The 15453-nt window shown below is 64.5% G+C and carries 21 protein-coding genes; 10 read left to right on the plus strand and 11 right to left on the minus strand.

Annotated elements, in window-relative coordinates; genetic code table 11:
* Positions 1-231: 231 nt before the first annotated feature.
* The 3 genes from VGV07_RS09770 to VGV07_RS09780 all read right to left on the minus strand — a co-directional run bounded on the left by VGV07_RS09770 (position 232) and on the right by VGV07_RS09780 (position 1343).
* Positions 232-489: a GlsB/YeaQ/YmgE family stress response membrane protein gene (locus tag VGV07_RS09770; protein WP_326868493.1), complete on the minus strand. Its 258-nt coding sequence runs from the start codon at positions 487-489 to the stop codon at positions 232-234.
* Positions 490-579: 90 nt separating this feature from the next.
* Positions 580-891 (minus strand): membrane protein insertion efficiency factor YidD, encoded by a 312-nt coding sequence (gene yidD, locus VGV07_RS09775; RefSeq protein ID WP_326868494.1) that lies wholly within the window; start codon positions 889-891, stop codon positions 580-582.
* On the minus strand, positions 891-1343 hold the full coding sequence (locus VGV07_RS09780) for an iron-sulfur cluster assembly scaffold protein (protein WP_326868495.1): 453 nt from the start codon (positions 1341-1343) through the stop codon (positions 891-893). The genes yidD and VGV07_RS09780 overlap by 1 nt, the downstream gene beginning before the upstream one ends.
* 156 nt (positions 1344-1499) lie before the next feature.
* Here VGV07_RS09780 and folE point away from each other — a divergent pair, with 156 nt between their 5' ends.
* The 3 genes from folE to hisI all read left to right on the plus strand — a co-directional run bounded on the left by folE (position 1500) and on the right by hisI (position 3505).
* On the plus strand, positions 1500-2117 hold the full coding sequence (folE, locus tag VGV07_RS09785) for a GTP cyclohydrolase I FolE (protein WP_326868496.1): 618 nt from the start codon (positions 1500-1502) through the stop codon (positions 2115-2117).
* A gap of 70 nt (positions 2118-2187) precedes the next feature.
* Complete coding sequence (locus VGV07_RS09790) at positions 2188-3030, plus strand: AraC family transcriptional regulator (RefSeq protein WP_326868497.1); 843 nt, start codon at positions 2188-2190, stop codon at positions 3028-3030.
* A 31-nt stretch (positions 3031-3061) separates the two neighbouring features.
* The gene (gene hisI / locus VGV07_RS09795) at positions 3062-3505 is read left to right on the plus strand and encodes a phosphoribosyl-AMP cyclohydrolase (protein ID WP_326868498.1); all 444 of its coding nucleotides are present in this window, start codon (positions 3062-3064) and stop codon (positions 3503-3505) included.
* Positions 3506-3626: 121 nt separating this feature from the next.
* Here hisI and VGV07_RS09800 read toward each other — a convergent pair whose 3' ends face one another.
* Together VGV07_RS09800 and VGV07_RS09805 are read right to left on the minus strand one after the other, a co-directional pair.
* Positions 3627-3848 carry a SlyX family protein gene (locus VGV07_RS09800; protein ID WP_326868499.1) on the minus strand — a complete coding sequence of 74 codons (222 nt, stop codon included), beginning with the start codon at positions 3846-3848 and terminating at the stop codon, positions 3627-3629.
* The gene (locus VGV07_RS09805) at positions 3845-4594 is read right to left on the minus strand and encodes a rhomboid family intramembrane serine protease (protein ID WP_326868500.1); all 750 of its coding nucleotides are present in this window, start codon (positions 4592-4594) and stop codon (positions 3845-3847) included. Before VGV07_RS09805 ends, VGV07_RS09800 begins: the two co-directional genes overlap by 4 nt.
* Positions 4595-4780: 186 nt before the next feature.
* On the opposite strand from VGV07_RS09805, the gene VGV07_RS09810 reads away from it, so the two are divergent.
* The 3 genes from VGV07_RS09810 to VGV07_RS09820 all read left to right on the plus strand — a co-directional run bounded on the left by VGV07_RS09810 (position 4781) and on the right by VGV07_RS09820 (position 6939).
* A complete protein-coding gene (locus VGV07_RS09810; protein ID WP_326868501.1) occupies positions 4781-5443 on the plus strand; it encodes a PAS domain-containing protein in 663 nt (220 codons plus the stop codon).
* A 105-nt stretch (positions 5444-5548) separates the two neighbouring features.
* Entirely contained in the window at positions 5549-6172 is a 624-nt protein-coding gene (locus tag VGV07_RS09815; protein ID WP_326868502.1) for a PilZ domain-containing protein, read from the plus strand.
* A gap of 140 nt (positions 6173-6312) precedes the next feature.
* On the plus strand, positions 6313-6939 hold the full coding sequence (locus VGV07_RS09820; protein ID WP_326868503.1) for a transglutaminase-like cysteine peptidase: 627 nt from the start codon (positions 6313-6315) through the stop codon (positions 6937-6939).
* A 3-nt stretch (positions 6940-6942) separates the two neighbouring features.
* On the opposite strand, the gene VGV07_RS09825 is transcribed toward VGV07_RS09820, so the two are convergent.
* Both VGV07_RS09825 and VGV07_RS09830 read right to left on the minus strand, forming a co-directional pair.
* On the minus strand, positions 6943-7458 hold the full coding sequence (locus VGV07_RS09825; protein WP_326868504.1) for a GrpB family protein: 516 nt from the start codon (positions 7456-7458) through the stop codon (positions 6943-6945).
* 29 nt (positions 7459-7487) lie between these two features.
* Positions 7488-7808 carry a DUF6949 family protein gene (locus VGV07_RS09830; protein WP_326868505.1) on the minus strand — a complete coding sequence of 107 codons (321 nt, stop codon included), beginning with the start codon at positions 7806-7808 and terminating at the stop codon, positions 7488-7490.
* 99 nt (positions 7809-7907) lie between these two features.
* Here VGV07_RS09830 and VGV07_RS09835 point away from each other — a divergent pair, with 99 nt between their 5' ends.
* Complete coding sequence (locus VGV07_RS09835) at positions 7908-8579, plus strand: hypothetical protein (RefSeq protein ID WP_326868506.1); 672 nt, start codon at positions 7908-7910, stop codon at positions 8577-8579.
* A 15-nt stretch (positions 8580-8594) separates the two neighbouring features.
* Here VGV07_RS09835 and VGV07_RS09840 read toward each other — a convergent pair whose 3' ends face one another.
* From VGV07_RS09840 to VGV07_RS09850, 3 genes are all read right to left on the minus strand, one after another.
* Positions 8595-8813 (minus strand): DUF3126 family protein, encoded by a 219-nt coding sequence (locus VGV07_RS09840; protein ID WP_055049303.1) that lies wholly within the window; start codon positions 8811-8813, stop codon positions 8595-8597.
* Positions 8814-8955: 142 nt separating this feature from the next.
* Entirely contained in the window at positions 8956-9780 is an 825-nt protein-coding gene (cysE, locus tag VGV07_RS09845) for a serine O-acetyltransferase (protein WP_326868507.1), read from the minus strand.
* A gap of 101 nt (positions 9781-9881) precedes the next feature.
* Positions 9882-10640 carry an alpha/beta fold hydrolase gene (locus VGV07_RS09850; RefSeq protein ID WP_326868508.1) on the minus strand — a complete coding sequence of 253 codons (759 nt, stop codon included), beginning with the start codon at positions 10638-10640 and terminating at the stop codon, positions 9882-9884.
* Positions 10641-10801: 161 nt separating this feature from the next.
* On the opposite strand from VGV07_RS09850, the gene VGV07_RS09855 reads away from it, so the two are divergent.
* The 3 genes from VGV07_RS09855 to VGV07_RS09865 all read left to right on the plus strand — a co-directional run bounded on the left by VGV07_RS09855 (position 10802) and on the right by VGV07_RS09865 (position 13730).
* The gene (locus VGV07_RS09855; RefSeq protein WP_326868510.1) at positions 10802-11047 is read left to right on the plus strand and encodes a zinc-finger domain-containing protein; all 246 of its coding nucleotides are present in this window, start codon (positions 10802-10804) and stop codon (positions 11045-11047) included.
* Between the two features lie 7 nt (positions 11048-11054).
* Entirely contained in the window at positions 11055-12296 is a 1242-nt protein-coding gene (locus VGV07_RS09860; protein ID WP_326868511.1) for an FAD-dependent monooxygenase, read from the plus strand.
* 81 nt (positions 12297-12377) lie between these two features.
* A complete protein-coding gene (locus VGV07_RS09865) occupies positions 12378-13730 on the plus strand; it encodes a TCR/Tet family MFS transporter (protein ID WP_326868512.1) in 1353 nt (450 codons plus the stop codon).
* 255 nt (positions 13731-13985) lie between these two features.
* On the opposite strand, the gene gndA is transcribed toward VGV07_RS09865, so the two are convergent.
* On the minus strand, positions 13986-15404 hold the full coding sequence (gndA, locus tag VGV07_RS09870; protein WP_326868513.1) for an NADP-dependent phosphogluconate dehydrogenase: 1419 nt from the start codon (positions 15402-15404) through the stop codon (positions 13986-13988).
* Between the last annotated feature and the right edge of the window lie 49 nt (positions 15405-15453).

The raw sequence follows: 15453 nt of genomic DNA on the forward strand, positions 1-15453 counted from the left end.
GAGATGCCCTCGACCACGGTGGTCCCGGTGGTGCCACGCGCATAGTCGCGTACTGCACCGTCGGGGAACGTCACCTTGATCATTTTCATCTCCAATGGAAATTGCCGGCGGAAGTGCCGGCAAGGCGGGGTGTCTAGCATGGGTCGCGGGCCGGAGCCAAGCGGACGCACGAAACCGCCCGGAGCGCGGGCTCCGAGCGGTGTCAATCGGGCAAAGCCGAAACCGGAAGCGCTAAGTTCGACGGCCCACGGCTCGGCCGATGGCAATCAGGATGCAGGCGCCGATCACCCCCGCAATCAGGTAGCCAAACCAGCCACCGAACGAGATGCCCAAAAGGCCGAACACCAGGCTGGCAACGATCGCCCCGACAATGCCGAGGATGATGTTCATCACCACGCCGCTACTGTTGTTCATGAACCGCCCGGCCAGCCAACCGGCTATGCCGCCGATGATGATAGCCGCAAGCCAACCTACGCCGTCGAATGCCATCTCGCGTCTTCCTTATAAGTATCACTCGAGCCAGAACATTCCGGCCCCGCTGGTACTAACGGCTGAGGACGAAAAACGATCCCTGCGGTGCTATTTCCAGCGCCCGTAAGTCCACGGCACGTACCAGTGCGCGTCCGGCGGGAGGGCCTCCGGCACCGGATCATACCCATGCGTGCCGCCTGGGCGGCACCTGACAATCCGCGCCAGGCCCATCCAGCCGCCAGGCCAGAAGCCATGCCGCCAGATGGCGTCGCGGGTGAATTCGGAGCAACTCGGGGCGTGCCGGCAGGTGCGACCCATGAACATCGACAGCGAGTAGCGGTAGCCCTGGATCAAGCCATAGGAGACCAGCTTGAACGGCCAGTCGACAATGCTCCAGAACAGCCGCGCGATGCGCCGCATCAGCCGGCAGCCGCCGCCTGCGGGGCTTCGAGCTTGTCCAGCGCGTCGCACACCGCATCGAACACCAAGAGGGTCGAGGTGTGCCGCGGCCGGTACTCGCGTACCGGCTCGAGATACTTGAGGTCGCCCCACTTCTCGCCCGCCGGCGGTGGGCCGTCTGCCTTCAACATCGCCGTCATCTCGTCGCGCACCCGGCGAAACTCGCTGACCGGCGTGCCCACCACATGCGTTGCGACCACGGCCGCCGAGGTTTGCCCAAGCGCACAGGCCTGGATGTCGTGGCCGTAGCCGGTGATCACCCCATCCTCGACGGTGATGTCCACCTCGATCGTTGAACCGCACACTCGGCTCACCTTGCGGGCGCTGGCATCGGGAGCGGCGAGCCGGCCCGGCCGCGGCTGGTTACCGGCGAGTTCGAGGATCCGGTCCGAATAAAGATCGCTGAGTTCCATCTTTTTCGCGAAACTGTTTCTTGGCCGCTGTCGTTGCCCACCTATATAGTGGTGGAGATGCAACAAGTCAGCGGCGTCCATCGTCACTGATACCATGCCGGGAACCGTGGGGCGACGTATTGCGTCTGTCGCCTGCTATTGACCGAGGATTGAAAGATGGACGCCAGCGCCAAGCCGCAGCACGTCAAACTCGTCCCTGAAATCGCCCGCCCCAGCCGCGAAGAAGCGGAAGCGGCGGTGCGGACGCTGATCGCCTGGGCCGGTGACGATCCCACGCGCGAGGGCCTGCTGGAAACTCCGCACCGCGTCACCAAGGCGTACCGCGAGTTTTTCGCCGGCTATGGCGAAGATGCGCGCGAGGTCCTGCACAAGACCTTCAAGGAAGTCGGCGGCTACGATGACGTCGTCTTGGTGCGCGATATCCCGTTCTCGTCACATTGCGAGCACCACATGGTGCCCTTCTTCGGCAAGGTTCACATCGCCTATCTGCCGCATGATGGCGTGGTGGGCCTGAGCAAGCTCGCCCGCCTGGTCGAGGTCTATGCCCGCCGGCTGCAGGTGCAGGAGAACATGACGGCGCAGATCATCGACGCCGTGAACGAGCATCTCAATCCCCGCGGTGCGGCGGTAATGATCGAAGCCGAGCATATGTGCATGTCGATGCGCGGCGTGCGCGCCCACGGCGCCCTGACCATCACGCAACGCTTCACCGGCGTATTCGCCGAAGACCGCAACGAGCAGGACCGCTTCTTCGCCATGCTGGGCAAGCGCTGAACTCGGGCGCCATGCACTGACCGCAACAGCGATCAAGTGTGATATCCATCGGCGGGCATAGGTTGAGCCCATGTCCGCCGTCGCCAAAACCCTGTGGATGATCGAATCGCGCTTCGGCATGCCGCTGACGCTCGAGGATATGGCCGTGCATGCCGGGGTATCGCGCTACCACCTGTCGCGCATCTTCCCACGCGCCACCGGCTACTCGATCTCTGAATACCTGCGCGGCCGCCGCCTTACCGAGGCCGCCAAGGCCCTGGCCGGCGGCGCCCCGGATATTCTCGGCGTCGCGCTCGACGCCGGCTACGGCTCGCACGAAGCCTTCACCCGAGCCTTCCGCGACCTGATCGGCCTCACCCCGGACGAGGTGCGTCGCCGCCGCCGGCTCGACGATTTGCCACTGCTCGAACCGCTGCGTATCGACACGGACGTGCCGGTGGAACTCTGCGCCCCACGGATTGAAAACCGTCCGTCCATGCGCATCGCCGGACTCATTGCCCGGCACCTGATGAACGGCGATGCCGCCATTCCCGCCCAGTGGCAGCGCTTCAACGCCTATGTCGGCAACGTGCCGGGCGAGATCGCCGGGGTCTACTATGGCCTTTCCGGACGTCATTTCCCCGAAACAGGTGAGTGCGAGTACATGGCGGGCATGGAGGTCAGCGAAATCGCCGAATTGCCCCGCGAGTTCACGCTGATCACGGTGCCGGCACAGCGCTACGCCCGCCTCGCCCATAGCGGGCACATCACCACAATTCGCTCCACCATCGAGGCGATCTTTGCCGAGTGGCTGCCGACTTCCGGCTATCGCAAGAAGCACGCGCCCTGGAGCTTCATCGAGTATTACGGCCCCGATTTCAACGAGCACACCGGGCTCGGCACCGTTGAAATCTGGCTCGCGCTCGAGGATTGAGCGGGAACCCGGGGCGGGATAGAACCCGGCCATGAGCACCTCCTTTGCCGACCCCACTGCCCTCAACCATGCCGACCTCGAGGAAGGCACCCGGTTCGCGCCGAAGTTCGACGCGCACGGCCTCGTCACCGCAGTAGCGCAGGAGGCCGGCAGCAACCGTGTGCTGATGGTGGCGCATATGAACGCCGAGGCGTTGCGGCTCACCATCGAGACCGGCGAGGTGCACTACTATTCGCGCTCGCGGAAAAAGCTCTGGAAGAAGGGCGAGAGTTCGGGCGAGATCCAGAAGCTCGTGGAAATGCGGACCGATTGCGACCAGGACGTTGTGCTCATGCTGGTCGAACAGACCGGCCGTGGCGCCGCCTGCCACACCGGCCGGAAGAGCTGCTTTTATCGCATCGTCGAAGACGCCCAGACGCTGCGCCAGAGCGGCGAAGCGCGACTGTTCGATCCCGCTGAGGTCTACAAGGCCTAAGCTGCTGGGCGGAGAGCTATAGGGTGCGGGCTAGTTTCAGCCCCCCGGGAGGACAAGCCTCGCGGAACGCCGCAGACGGCAGGATGACCTCGATTCGCCCTGGACTCCGTAGCCATCACCTTCAGTAGTGCGGCGGCGGCGGTTCGACCGCCGGCGCCAGCGCCGGGTGCGCTTCGACGTCGCGTAGCTGCGAGCCGAGGTTGTTGAGTTCGCGCTTCAACGCCTCGATCTGTTTGAAGTGCTCGGCCAGCGCGGCGTTCAGCTCCTCGATGGCCTGGTCCTGGAAGGCGATCGTGGTCTCCAGTGTCACGATGCGGGCGGTGAGGTCGGTGATGTCGCTCATTTCCTACTCCCCTCAGGGCGGCGTTCGAATAGCGGCGTGAGGAACAGGCCGGCGAGGAAGCCGCCCAGATGTGCCTGCCAGGCGATGCCGATCGATTGCCCGATCAGCATGGGCAGAAACGGCACGGCCGCGTTGAGCACCAGCCAGATCACAATGAAAAAGGCAGCGCGCTGGTTGCGCATCAGCTCGCCGAGACTCGCCATCCGCCGACCAAGCACGTGCTCTGTGCCGGTGTCGGGGTCGCGCCCGACGATGACCGGCTGGAAGATGAACCGACACGCCACACCCGTCAGCCCTGCGACGCCCCCCGATGCGCCGATCAGCACCTGAAACTCTGGAAACGTCGTCGCTGCAAAAGCCGCGGCGCCGACGGCGGCACTCGCGAGAAACAGAATCACCGTGGCGCGCGGGCCATAACGGCGAGCAACCGGGGTGCCGAAAATGGCCAACCAGGCGCAATTGACCAAAAGATGCTCCCATCCGGCGTGCAGGAAAGCATGCGTGAATGGCGTCCAGAGCAGCGGTATCCACCCTCCTTCGAGCGCGAAGCCAGGGGCCGCTCGCACCGGGACGAAGGCCAGCCAGAGGTAGAGTTGCTCATCCCCCTGTTCGTTAAGAACGAAGGCTCTGGCGAGGTGTACGGCCAACATCAGGCCCAACAGCGCGGTCACCACCCCGGGCAGCAGTATGGCCGGCTGACGATCGTCAGGAGCCTGATTTCGTTGGTGATTTCGCTCGTCAGACATGAAAACTCCCGGCTTTTCGGGCTTTGTAGCCCATTCCCCCGACTTATCCACACGGCGGCTGCCGCGTTAACCCTAACAATTGTTTAAGGGCGATTTCCGCGCAGGCTTTTGTCACTCTTCGTACTGCGGCGGTCGCCCCCTCTCCGGGACGCGATGCTCGGGGTTTGGGAACAAGGCAAGAAGACTATGCAAAAGGCCAGCACCAAGGCGCTGTTCGACTATTGGAATGCGCTCCGCGGTTCTCGCAGTGCTCCGGATCGGCGCGATATCGACCCGACCCGAATCCGATCTGCCCTCGCCAACACCTTTATCCTCGAGCTCAGCGATACCAACGAGTTCGATTTCCGTCTCGCTGGCTCGCACCTTTGTTCAGTCTATGCGCGCGAGCTGAAAGGCCGCTCCTTTACGCGTCTGTGGCACGACCGTGACCGCGACGCCATCGACACCCTGGTCCGCGCCGTCACCGAGGACCATGCGGTTGCCCTCGTCACCTTTCAGGGCACGACGGCGGTGCACACCCGCCTGTCGGTCGAAACCATCCTGCTGCCGCTGCGTCACAACGGCAGCACCCAAACCCGCCTGCTCGGCGCCATGACCTCGATCGACGAGCCCTACTGGTTCGGCGTGCAGCCGGTCATGGAACAGCGCATCACCGGGTTGCGGCTGATCTGGCCGGACGACGTGTCATTGGCCGATATGGCGAGCGACGTCGCAACTGCCGTGCCGGCCGAAGACCTGGTTTTCGCCAGCGCCGGTGCCGCCGTCCCTACCCCGATGAGCGCCACCGTCTACGGCCGCACGGCCCGCCGCTATGCCCATCTCGCGGTGATCGATGGCGGCCGGCGCTAAAAATCGCCGGTTTGCAGCATTGTGCGCCTCAAGCCTTACCTTCGATTAACCAAGAGCGGACTAGTGTAGGCCAACCAATCGCTTGGCCCCGGCAGGTCTCCTCTGATGCTCACCGATAACGCACGCTCCGCGCGACCTGCCCGTTCGTATGCGCAACTGCCGCGATTCCAGCGCGTCAGGGTCTCGCTGCTCGGCCGCTACATGCTGACCGACCGCCGCGAGTTCCCCTGCCAGGTGATCGAGATGTCACCCGGTGACGCCATGATCATCGCACCGATCTCCGGCATCTCTGGCGAGCGCGTCATCGCCTATATCGACCACCTTGGCCGCATCGAGGGTGATATCACCGACGTCATCGATGGCGGCTTCAAGATGGATATCGTCGCCACCTCGCGTAAGCGCGACAAGATGGCGGCCCAGTTGACCTGGCTCGCCAACAAGGACCTGCTCAACCTGCCGGAAGATCGCCGGCATGAGCGCGTCGTGCCCGACAACCGGCACTCCACGGTCGTGCTCGACGATGGTCGGCGCTACAACTGCAAGATCATCGACATCTCGCTCTCGGGTGCCGCGATCGAGTTGGCCGTCCGCCCGGCCATGGGCACGCCCGTCACCCTCGGCCGCATGCGCGCCCGCGTCGTGCGCCATTTCGGCGACGGCGTTGCGGTGGAGTTCGTCTCCGCCCAGGAAATGCTGACGGTCGTGCAGCAGAACCTTCGGGTCAACTAGCCCGCCGACTTTCAACCCACCTGGCTATGCCTAACGAGTCCTGACCAGGACCGTTCGAATTCGCATAAAAACTAGCTTGCAGTTTTTCGTTCGGGGCAATTCGCCCCCGGCATCGTGGCTTCCGTCAGGGGGCAACCACGATGTCGAAGTTCAAAGGGTTCATCGCAGCGGCAATCGCAGTTGGAATGGCGGCGTTCATTCTCGCCATGCCGGCACGCGCCGACCAGGTCGATTTCACCAACCCGGCCTTCGCCCAGGCCGGCGGCATCACCAGCATCCCGGTGGGCGCCTCGGAGTTCTGCAAGTCGCATCGCAGCGAATGCAAGGCCAACCCGCACGCCGTCGGCGCTGTGGTGTTGACCGAGGCCCGCTGGGCCGAACTCGTTGCGGTCAACAATGCCGTTAACGCCGGGGTCACCGCCATCACCGACGAGGACTACTACAAGGTCGCCGAGTATTGGGCCTATCCCGACGACGGTTACGGCGACTGCGAGGATTTCGCACTGGCCAAGCGCAAGGCCCTGATCAAAGCGGGCTGGAACCCGTCGACCCTGCTGGTCACCGTCGTTCGCGAAGCCAGGGGCACCGGCCATGCCGTGCTGATGGTCCGCACCGACCGCGGCGACCTGGTGCTCGATAACCAGGATGGCCGCATCCTGGTCTGGAACGAGACGCCCTACACCTACCTCAAGCGCCAGTCGCAGGCCGATGCCGGCCAGTGGGTGGATCTGGTCGATCCCCGCACCACCTTCGTCGCCTCGAAGTAGGCCTCAACCGAGCGCCGCCAACGCCTCGGCCTCGATACGCTTGATCCAGTCCCCCTTGCAGGTGCTGTAATCATGCGAGCTCCGATGATGCAGCTCGAGGCAGCGCTGCTTCACGGCCTCGTACTCGCGAGCCCGTTCAGGGTGCAGGACCAGGTAATCGCGAAACGCCAGATGCCGCCGGATCGCGGCAGCGCCCACCTCGTAGCAGTGCAGGTGAACGCGGCGCTTGCCTGTCGCTGGATCGTCGAGTGTACAGAACCGCCGCCCGGCGAGGCCGTATTCGCTCCACCATCGGTACCCCAGGGCCTCAACGTCCGGACGCAGCGCATCGAGCCCGTCGAGCGATCGAACCACCGGGACCATGTCGAGCGTGGGCTTTGCCACGATGCCCGGAATGGCCGTCGAGTCGACGTGATGAACCGCCAGCAGTTCGTCGCCGAGGACTGCGGCGAGTCGCGCCGCCTCCGCTGCGGCCGCACCTGCCCAGAGGCGATCATGCGGTCGCAGCTCGACCGGCACGGGGGGCGCCATCGGGCGGGTCCGTCGCGTTATGGGGTCAGCGCGAAATAGGTGCCGACGAACATGAGACCGGTGATGAAGGCCCAACCGAAGCCGACGAACGCCGCGATCAGCGCCGAACTTATCGACAGCGTGCCGTTGCGATCGTGCTGCCAGCCGAGCTGCAGCATGATCATCGGACCGCAAACGAAGCTCATCGCCAGGTTGCCAAGGCCCTGGAGGAAGGTCTTGCCGTCATAGCGCAGTACCGCCTGGGTCTTGGCCAACCACTGGTAGAGGTAGGTGCAGACACCCGCCATGGCGAGCCCTACCGCCATGATCAACCCGGCCAGCAGCAATTCCCTGAGCATTTACGCGCCCTCTGAACAATCGTCTTAACTCTTTGTTAAGCATATCCAGCGCCCAGTGGGATGTCACCTGACGCACACAACACTGGTTAATTTGCACCGATGGCCGGCGAGGCTCAGGTCCACAGACCCCATCACCACTCCATCGGCTTCAATCTGGCCGGCATCGCGGTGCTGCTGGCGCTCGCCGGGATCGGCGTCGCCTACCTGATCGATGCCGCCGGGCGCGGTGCCCGCACCCAGGCGCACCGGCTCGACTCGGAGACCACCCTGACGCGCACTTTGGGCGGTCGCGATCTCGAAATCCCGCTCTCCTGGTTCCGTTACGAAGAGCAGCGCATCGAAGGCTTTGCCAAGCAGATCGACCTGCGCTTCGAGCTGCCGTTCGGCGTCGACGGCCACAGCGAGCCCGTGGATGTGACGCTGCTGCCACGCAGCCGTGCGCGGCCGAGCGCGGCGCTGCTCGACGGCGTCTACCTGCACCAGTTCATGCCCGAGCAACTGTCCGGCCCCCCAGGACTGGTGGGCAAGCCGTTGCGCGCCGATGGCGGTTATGCCGATGAAGTGGTTTGGTACGATCCGCTGTCGGCTGAGCCGTTTGTCGCCAAATGCTCGAAGCCGATTGCGCTCGCAGCGACAAGTCAGTGCCTTAGAACTGTCTATCTCGGCCCGGGCGTCGCGGCAGTCTACGCCTTCCCGGAGCCGGCACTACAGCACTGGCGTGACTTCGATGCCGAACTCACCACCAGGCTGGGGCAGATCGGCGCCCTCTAGGCGCCGCACCACTCGTTAGTGGATTTCGTCCAGGTCGACGTCCAGAATAGCCATCTGGAAATTATAGGAACGGTCTCCGTCCTCGTCGTCGACGTAGATCAGGCCGAGGAATTCCTCGCCCAGATACACTTCCACGCTGTCGTTCTGCTTGTTGCGCGGACGGACGTCGATGTTCCGATTGCCGAACTTCTGCTGCAGAAACTTCTGGAGCTTGATGATTTCAGGGTGGTTCACGGCGGCTCCTTCAAGGGCATTCGCGGGGTCGATTTGGGATCGCCACAATAGGCATTGCGCCCCGGCGGGCAATCCCGTGCCGTGCATTTTTCCGCGATGAATGGCGCAAAACGCCGGCGGACACCGCCGACCGACAGCAGAATCAGCCGGTGAGATCCTGCACTACGGCCAACTGATCCATCACCGATGCTGGATGGGGGGTGCCCGCTTCACCGATAATGCGGGCCGGAACGCCGGCCACGGTAACCCGTGGCGGCACTTCCTTGACCACCACCGAGCCAGCACCGATGCGCGCGCAATCGCCGACCCGGATGTTGCCGAGCACCACCGAGTGTGCGCCGATCAGCACGCCATTGCCGATCTTGGGATGGCGATCCTCTTCGGATTTGCCGGTTCCGCCCAGCGTAACGCCCTGCAGGATCGAGACGTTGTCGCCGATGGTGGCGGTTTCGCCGACGACGAAGCCGGTCGCATGGTCGAGCATGATACCCTTGCCGATGCGCGCCGCCGGATTGATGTCGACCTGGAACACGGCGCTCGAGCGGCTCTGCAGGTAAAGCGCAAAATCCTTGCGCCCCATCAGCCACAGCGCATGCGCGAAGCGATGCGTCTGGATGGCATGGAACCCTTTGAAATAGAGGAAGCAATCGACCGCCTTGTGCAGCGCCGGGTCGCGCTCCAGCGTCGCCGCGAGGTCGGCCCGCGACTCGAGCCCGATCTCGGGCCGCTCATCCAGCGCTTCGCTGAACGCCTGGCGGATCAGGTCGGCGGAGACGTCCGGGTGATCGAGCCGCTCGGCCAGACGGTGGGCGAGCGCATCCTCGAAGCAGTCGTGGTTGAGCACGTTGGAGTAAAGCAGGTTCGTCAGCGACGGCTCGTTCGCCACCACATGTCGGGCCCCCGAGACCACCGCGTCCCACACCGGGTCCATGGCCGTGACTTTGGCCGTCTTCAAATTCGTGCTCATAACGCTCTCCATCGGCGAATGCCGATATAAGCCAAAACGTGCTCCGATACCAACCCATAGCGCACAGATTAGTTCGCCTCAGCTGAACTCGCGTTGAATGGTTACTCCGCCGCGTGCCGCGCGAGGAACTCCAATGCCGCCGCCTTGAACTGCTTGTCGCCCGTCGCGCGCATGTGATCGCGCCGCTCGATGGTGAAGGCCTCCCCCTGCGGCAGCAGGGCCGCTAGGCCGCCCGCCGAGCCGGCCATATCGTCGTCGCTGCCCACTGCCACGAGGACCGGCTGGCTGATGCGCCTGACATCGGCCTCGCGCATCGGCTCGCGCGAGTTGACCATGCAGGCGGCAAGCGCTGCCCGATCCGCCTTGTTGTGGTCGGCAAAGATGCGGAACTGTCGACCGGTCCGGCCGGTAACCTGGTCCAGCGACTCGGCGGTGAGCGCCGAGATGATCTCCTCGCTGTCCTCGAGGCCGGAAATCAGGTTGAGCCCCATGCCGCCCCAGACCGCGCAGCTGACCGCCCCGGGGTCCTGCAACATCAGGTAGGCGGCGATACGTGCCCCCATCGAGTAGCCCATGATCGGCGCCCTGGCGATGCCGAGGTGGTCGAGCAGGCGCTTGGCGTCTCTAGCCATCTCGTGGGCGTAGTAGAGCTGCGCATCATAGAGCTTGCGCGAGGCGCCGTGGCCGCGATTGTCGAACGTGATGGGCTGGTATCCGGCGCCCGCCAGCGCCTCTACCCAGCCGGTATCGATCCAGTTGACCTTGCCGGACGAGCCGAAGCCGTGGATCAACAGGATCGGCCTGCCCTCGCCATGCACTTCATAGGCGATGGAGATTCCGGCGGAACTGAACTGGGGCAAGGAAGCAGCCTTTCGATTGGGGCGCTGGTTTAGCAACTGTAGGAGCGTCGTCAACGCACATCCACTGGTGCGAGCCGCCCGCGCCCGATCATCAAGGGACGCTTGGCTTCCCGCCTTCCCGCCGCTATGTTCCGCCCGAATTCGAACCCGAGGACCATCCGATGGCGCACGAGAGCACCCCGCATTTCCACAATACCCAGGGTCTGCCGCGCATCGAGGTCGGCTCCAAGGAGTTCATGTGCGTCGGCGCCCTGCCCCCGTTCGACCACCCGCACATCTATATCGACATGGGCAAGGACAACGAGACGGTCTGCTCCTATTGCTCGACCCTTTACGTGTTCAACCCCGAGCTGGCACCCGGCACCTCCGAGCCACTCTCGGCCGTCTATCACTCCGAAGCCGCCTGATTTCCAGATGTCCGGCAACGGACGCACCGTCTACATCGCGGGAGCCGGCATTGCCGGCATGACGCTGGCCCTGGCGCTCGCCAAGTTCGGCGCGACCGTCGTGGTGATCGAGCGCCATCCTCAGGTGCAGGAAGTGGGCGCCGGCCTTCAGGTCAGCCCGAACGCGCGAAAGATCCTCAACCGGCTCGGTCTCGACAAGGCGCTGGCGGCCAAGGCTTTCGAGCCCCAGGGCATCGACGTCTATCCATATGGCGCGGACCACCCGCTGCTGACGCTGGAGCTCGGCCAGGTGATGGAGCAACGCTTCGGTGTGCCCTACACCGTCATGCACCGCGCCGACCTTGCCGAGGTGCTGTACCGGGCGTGCAAGCGCTTCGCCAATATCGACCTGCTGTTCGGCGTGCGTGCCTATGACGTGGTGAGCCATTCGCGCGGCGTCTCGGTCACCGTCGACGAGGCCGACGGCAAATCCCGCTCGGCCCGGGCCTTCGCCTTTATCGGCGCCGACGGCGTCAACTCGCGCACCCGCACCGGGGTGTTGATGGGCCCCGAAGCAACCTATTCGGGCATGGTTGCCTGGCGCATTACGCTTGGCCAGGCGGCACTCGACGGCGTACTGGCGCCCGATCGTACCAGCCTGCTCTGGGGACCGGGCTATCATGCCGTAACCTATCCGTTACCGCACCGCCGCCAGGTCAATATCGCATTGTTCGCCAAGTCGAAGGCCGCCCGCACCTTTGGCGCCGAGCCGCCGCGGGTGCCGGACCTGCCCTGGGGGGCGCTGAAGAGCCGGCAGTTCACTGCCATTCGCGAGGCAGCCGGCAACAAGTGGGGCTATTGGCCGGTTTCCACCATTGCCACGCCGACCTGGTCCGAAGGCGGCGTCGGGTTGATCGGCGATGCAGCGCACGCCATGCTGCCGTTCCAGGCGCAGGGCGCCGCCATGGCCATCGAGGACGCGGCGATCCTCGCGCCGCTGCTGATGACTGAAGCCGATGCCGAACAGGCGCTCCGTCGCTACGCGGCGCTACGGCAGCGGCGTGTCGAGCGGGTGCGAAAGCTGTCCGACGCCAACGGCTTTGCCTTCCACCTCGAATGGCCGTTCACGTTGGCCCGCAATGCCGTGGTGAAGTTCCAGGGACCGCGCGGCCACCTCAGGCGCCTCGGCTGGCTCTACGGCTACGACGCCGCACCGGATCCCGAGGGCCTGCCCCCTGCGCCAAGGGCTCCGCGACAGGATGCCCACTGAAGCCTTGTGAACCCCTTGGCGCTTGCCTTCGCTGGAGGCGATGTGTCAACTGCCGCTCCAAATTGGGAATAGTCGCCCCGCATGCCCGTTTCTCCGCAATCCAATCTCACCCTCGCCTGCGTCCTCATCACCATCTTCCTGGACATGCTGGGCTACGGCATCATCCTGCCGGTGCTGCCGCAGCTGATCGGCCAGCTCTCGGGCGGCAGCGTTGCGCAGGCCGCGGTGATTGGCGGCTACCTGGTCTTTGCCTATTCGCTGATGCAGTTCCTTTTTGGCCCGGCGCTCGGCAACCTCTCGGATCGTTTCGGCCGCCGCCCGATCATCCTGATCGCCCTGGCGGGGCTGACGATCGACTACACCATCATGGGCTTTGCGAGTTCGATGGTGCTGATCTTCATCGGCCACACCATTGCCGGCATTTCCGGCGCCTCGGTGGCGACGGCGACGGCTTACATCGCCGACATCACCCCGCGCGAGAAACGCGCCCACCGCTTCGGGCTGATCGGCGCGGCGTTCGGGCTGGGCTTCATCTTCGGACCGGTCGTGGGTGGGCTGCTCGGTGAACTCGGCCCGCGCTGGCCGTTCTATGCGGCTGCGGTGCTGGCGGGCGCCAACCTGCTGTTCGGCTTCTTCGTGCTCCCGGAAAGCCTCGGCAAGGACAAGCGTCGGCCGTTCGACATCCGCCGCGCCAACCCGTTCGGTGTGCTGCTGAGCCTTTCCAAGAACCCCGTAGTACTCTGGCTATTGGGCACACTCGGCATCTTCGTGCTGGCCAGCCAGTCCTTCCCCTCGGTATGGAACTTCTTCACCATCGAGGTGCTGAGTTTCTCGTCGGCGCAGATCGGCGTCGCACTGGGCTGCTTCGGCATCGGCTTCGCCGCCAGCCAGGCCCTGCTGGTGGGCCTGTTGACCAAACGGATCGGCGAGTGGTCGACAGTGCTGCTCGGTATGCTTGCGGCGTCCATCGCCTTCATCGGCACGGCCTCGATCCACTCCGAGATCCCGCTCTACTTCTTCCTGATCTTCGGCTCGCTCGCCGGCGTCGCCGGCCCCGCCATCAACTCGCTGATGTCGCGTCAGGTACCCGACGACGCCCAGGGCGAACTGCAGGGCGCCATCAACGCCACCAACTCGCTCGCCTCGATCCTCGGCCCGCTGCTGGCGACGCAACTGTTCAGCCGATTCACCCAGGCTGCGCCCGGCACGCCGGGCTATTTCCCCGGCGCACCGTTCCTCGGCGCCGGCATCCTGGTGATCGTCGCGGCAGTGCTGTTTATCTACACGGTCCGGCGCTTCGACCTGATGCACCGGCCGCGCGTCGCCAAGAAAGAGCACGTGCACGAGATGGCCCAACCCGGCCAGCAGCAGACCCCGCCGCACGACGAGAACGGCGACGGGAGTGGCCTCGGTGAAGGAACGGCTGGCCGGTAGTTGCGAGGGCCCGTGGCTCCCCACGCCCCCTTGCGAAAACTAAGGACTTAGCTGCGCTAAGTCCAAGTTTTCGCTTTCTCCCCTGCCAAGGGGGAGATGATCAGTGGCCTCCATTTGCCTCAGTGTATCAGTCGGGACTCTCCCCCTTGGCGGGGGAGAAAGCGATTTCTTAGGTTTAGCCATTTGGCTAAGCCTTAGAAATCGCAAGAGAGGGGACTTGGGGGCACAATGCCCCCTCCCTAAAGGCCTTTGCCCCTACTTCCCCAGCGTCGACGGCCACTTGCCGTGCTGCTCGCCTTCGCGGTCGGTGAGGATGAAGCCGTGCGCACCGAAGAAGTCGCGCTGCCCCTGGGTCAGGTTGGCGGTGCCCTGGGCCTGCCGGTAGCTGTCGAAATAGGCCAGCGAGGCAGAAAGGCAGATCAGCGGGAATTCGCCGATGGCGCCGGCCGCGACGATCTTCCTGAGCGACTTGTGCGCGTCTTTCATGATCGCGACGAAATCCGGCACCATCAGCAGGTTCGTGGCTTCGCCCTTGGCATAGGCTGCCGACATCTGGTCGAGGAAGCGCGAGCGGATAATGCAGCCGGCGCGCCAGATCTTGGCGATGGTCGCGAGCGGCAGGTTCCAGCCGAATTCCTCCGAGGCCTTGGAAAGCACCGCAAAGCCCTGCGCATAGGAAACGATCTTGCCGGCGAGCAACGCCTGCTCCAGATCGGCGAGCGACACGTCGGCCCTGCCGGCCGACGGCTTGCCGTAAGCCGCCTCGGCCGCCACGCGCTCTTCCTTCCGCGACGAGATCGAGCGGGCCGCCACGGCGCCCTCGATGGCGGTGGCCGGTACGGCCAGCTGCTGCGCCGCAATGGCGGTCCAGGTACCGGTGCCCTTCTGGCCGGCCTTGTCGAGGATCAGCTCGACCAACGGCTTGCCGGTCTTGGGCTCGATCGCCTCGAGCACATAGCCGGTGATCTCGATCAGGTAGGAGTTGAGCGGCCCCTGGTTCCAGTCCTTGAACACTTTCGACGCAGCTGCCGGATTCAGCCCCAGCCCGTCGCGCATCACGCCATAGGTCTCGGCGATCATCTGCATGTCGCCATACTCGATGCCGTTGTGGATCATCTTGACGAAGTGGCCCGCGCCACCTTCGCCCAGGTAGGCGCAGCACGGCTCGCCGTTGAACTTGGCCGAGATCGCCTCGAGGATCGGCTGGGCGTTCTTCCACTGCAGCTCAGGGCCGCCGACCATGATCGAGGGGCCATGGCGTGCGCCCTCCTCGCCACCGGACACCCCGATGCCGAGGAAGCCGATGCCCTTGTCACGCAGGTACTCGAAGCGCCGCTGGCTGTCGGTATAGAGCGAGTTGCCGCATTCGAGAATGGCATCGCCGGCTTCGAGATGCGGCAGCAACTGCTCGATCATTTCGTCGACCGGCTTGCCGGCCTTGACCATGATAATGATGGAGCGCGGCCGCTTCACCGACTGGATGAATTTGACGAGATCGGCCTCCGGAACGACCTTCTGATCGAGCCCCTGCTCTTTCGCCATGGCGACGAAATCGTCGATCTTGGAGGCTGTGCGGTTGTGCACCGCGATGGTGTAGCCGTTCTCGGCGATGTTGAGCGCCAGATTGGAGCCCATTACTGCGAGCCCGATCAGGCCGATATCGGCAGACGCCATCATTATCTCCATTGGGAGTCATTAGGATTTCTTTGCGCGGCTTTTTGGC

Origin of the sequence: Devosia sp. (assembly GCF_035944845.1) — a bacterium.
Lineage (GTDB): Bacteria > Pseudomonadota > Alphaproteobacteria > Rhizobiales > Devosiaceae > Devosia_A.

Coding starts and splice junctions, on each gene's coding strand:
- VGV07_RS09770 (WP_326868493.1), bottom strand. CDS start 489: ATGGCATTCGACGGCGTAGGTTGGCTTGCGGCTATCATCATCGGCGGC.
- yidD (WP_326868494.1), bottom strand. CDS start 891: ATGCGGCGCATCGCGCGGCTGTTCTGGAGCATTGTCGACTGGCCGTTC.
- VGV07_RS09780 (WP_326868495.1), bottom strand. CDS start 1,343: ATGGAACTCAGCGATCTTTATTCGGACCGGATCCTCGAACTCGCCGGT.
- folE (WP_326868496.1), top strand. CDS start 1,500: ATGGACGCCAGCGCCAAGCCGCAGCACGTCAAACTCGTCCCTGAAATC.
- VGV07_RS09790 (WP_326868497.1), top strand. CDS start 2,188: ATGTCCGCCGTCGCCAAAACCCTGTGGATGATCGAATCGCGCTTCGGC.
- hisI (WP_326868498.1), top strand. CDS start 3,062: ATGAGCACCTCCTTTGCCGACCCCACTGCCCTCAACCATGCCGACCTC.
- VGV07_RS09800 (WP_326868499.1), bottom strand. CDS start 3,848: ATGAGCGACATCACCGACCTCACCGCCCGCATCGTGACACTGGAGACC.
- VGV07_RS09805 (WP_326868500.1), bottom strand. CDS start 4,594: ATGTCTGACGAGCGAAATCACCAACGAAATCAGGCTCCTGACGATCGT.
- VGV07_RS09810 (WP_326868501.1), top strand. CDS start 4,781: ATGCAAAAGGCCAGCACCAAGGCGCTGTTCGACTATTGGAATGCGCTC.
- VGV07_RS09815 (WP_326868502.1), top strand. CDS start 5,549: ATGCTCACCGATAACGCACGCTCCGCGCGACCTGCCCGTTCGTATGCG.
- VGV07_RS09820 (WP_326868503.1), top strand. CDS start 6,313: ATGTCGAAGTTCAAAGGGTTCATCGCAGCGGCAATCGCAGTTGGAATG.
- VGV07_RS09830 (WP_326868505.1), bottom strand. CDS start 7,808: ATGCTCAGGGAATTGCTGCTGGCCGGGTTGATCATGGCGGTAGGGCTC.
- VGV07_RS09835 (WP_326868506.1), top strand. CDS start 7,908: ATGGCCGGCGAGGCTCAGGTCCACAGACCCCATCACCACTCCATCGGC.
- cysE (WP_326868507.1), bottom strand. CDS start 9,780: ATGAGCACGAATTTGAAGACGGCCAAAGTCACGGCCATGGACCCGGTG.
- VGV07_RS09855 (WP_326868510.1), top strand. CDS start 10,802: ATGGCGCACGAGAGCACCCCGCATTTCCACAATACCCAGGGTCTGCCG.
- VGV07_RS09860 (WP_326868511.1), top strand. CDS start 11,055: ATGTCCGGCAACGGACGCACCGTCTACATCGCGGGAGCCGGCATTGCC.
- VGV07_RS09865 (WP_326868512.1), top strand. CDS start 12,378: ATGCCCGTTTCTCCGCAATCCAATCTCACCCTCGCCTGCGTCCTCATC.
- gndA (WP_326868513.1), bottom strand. CDS start 15,404: ATGGCGTCTGCCGATATCGGCCTGATCGGGCTCGCAGTAATGGGCTCC.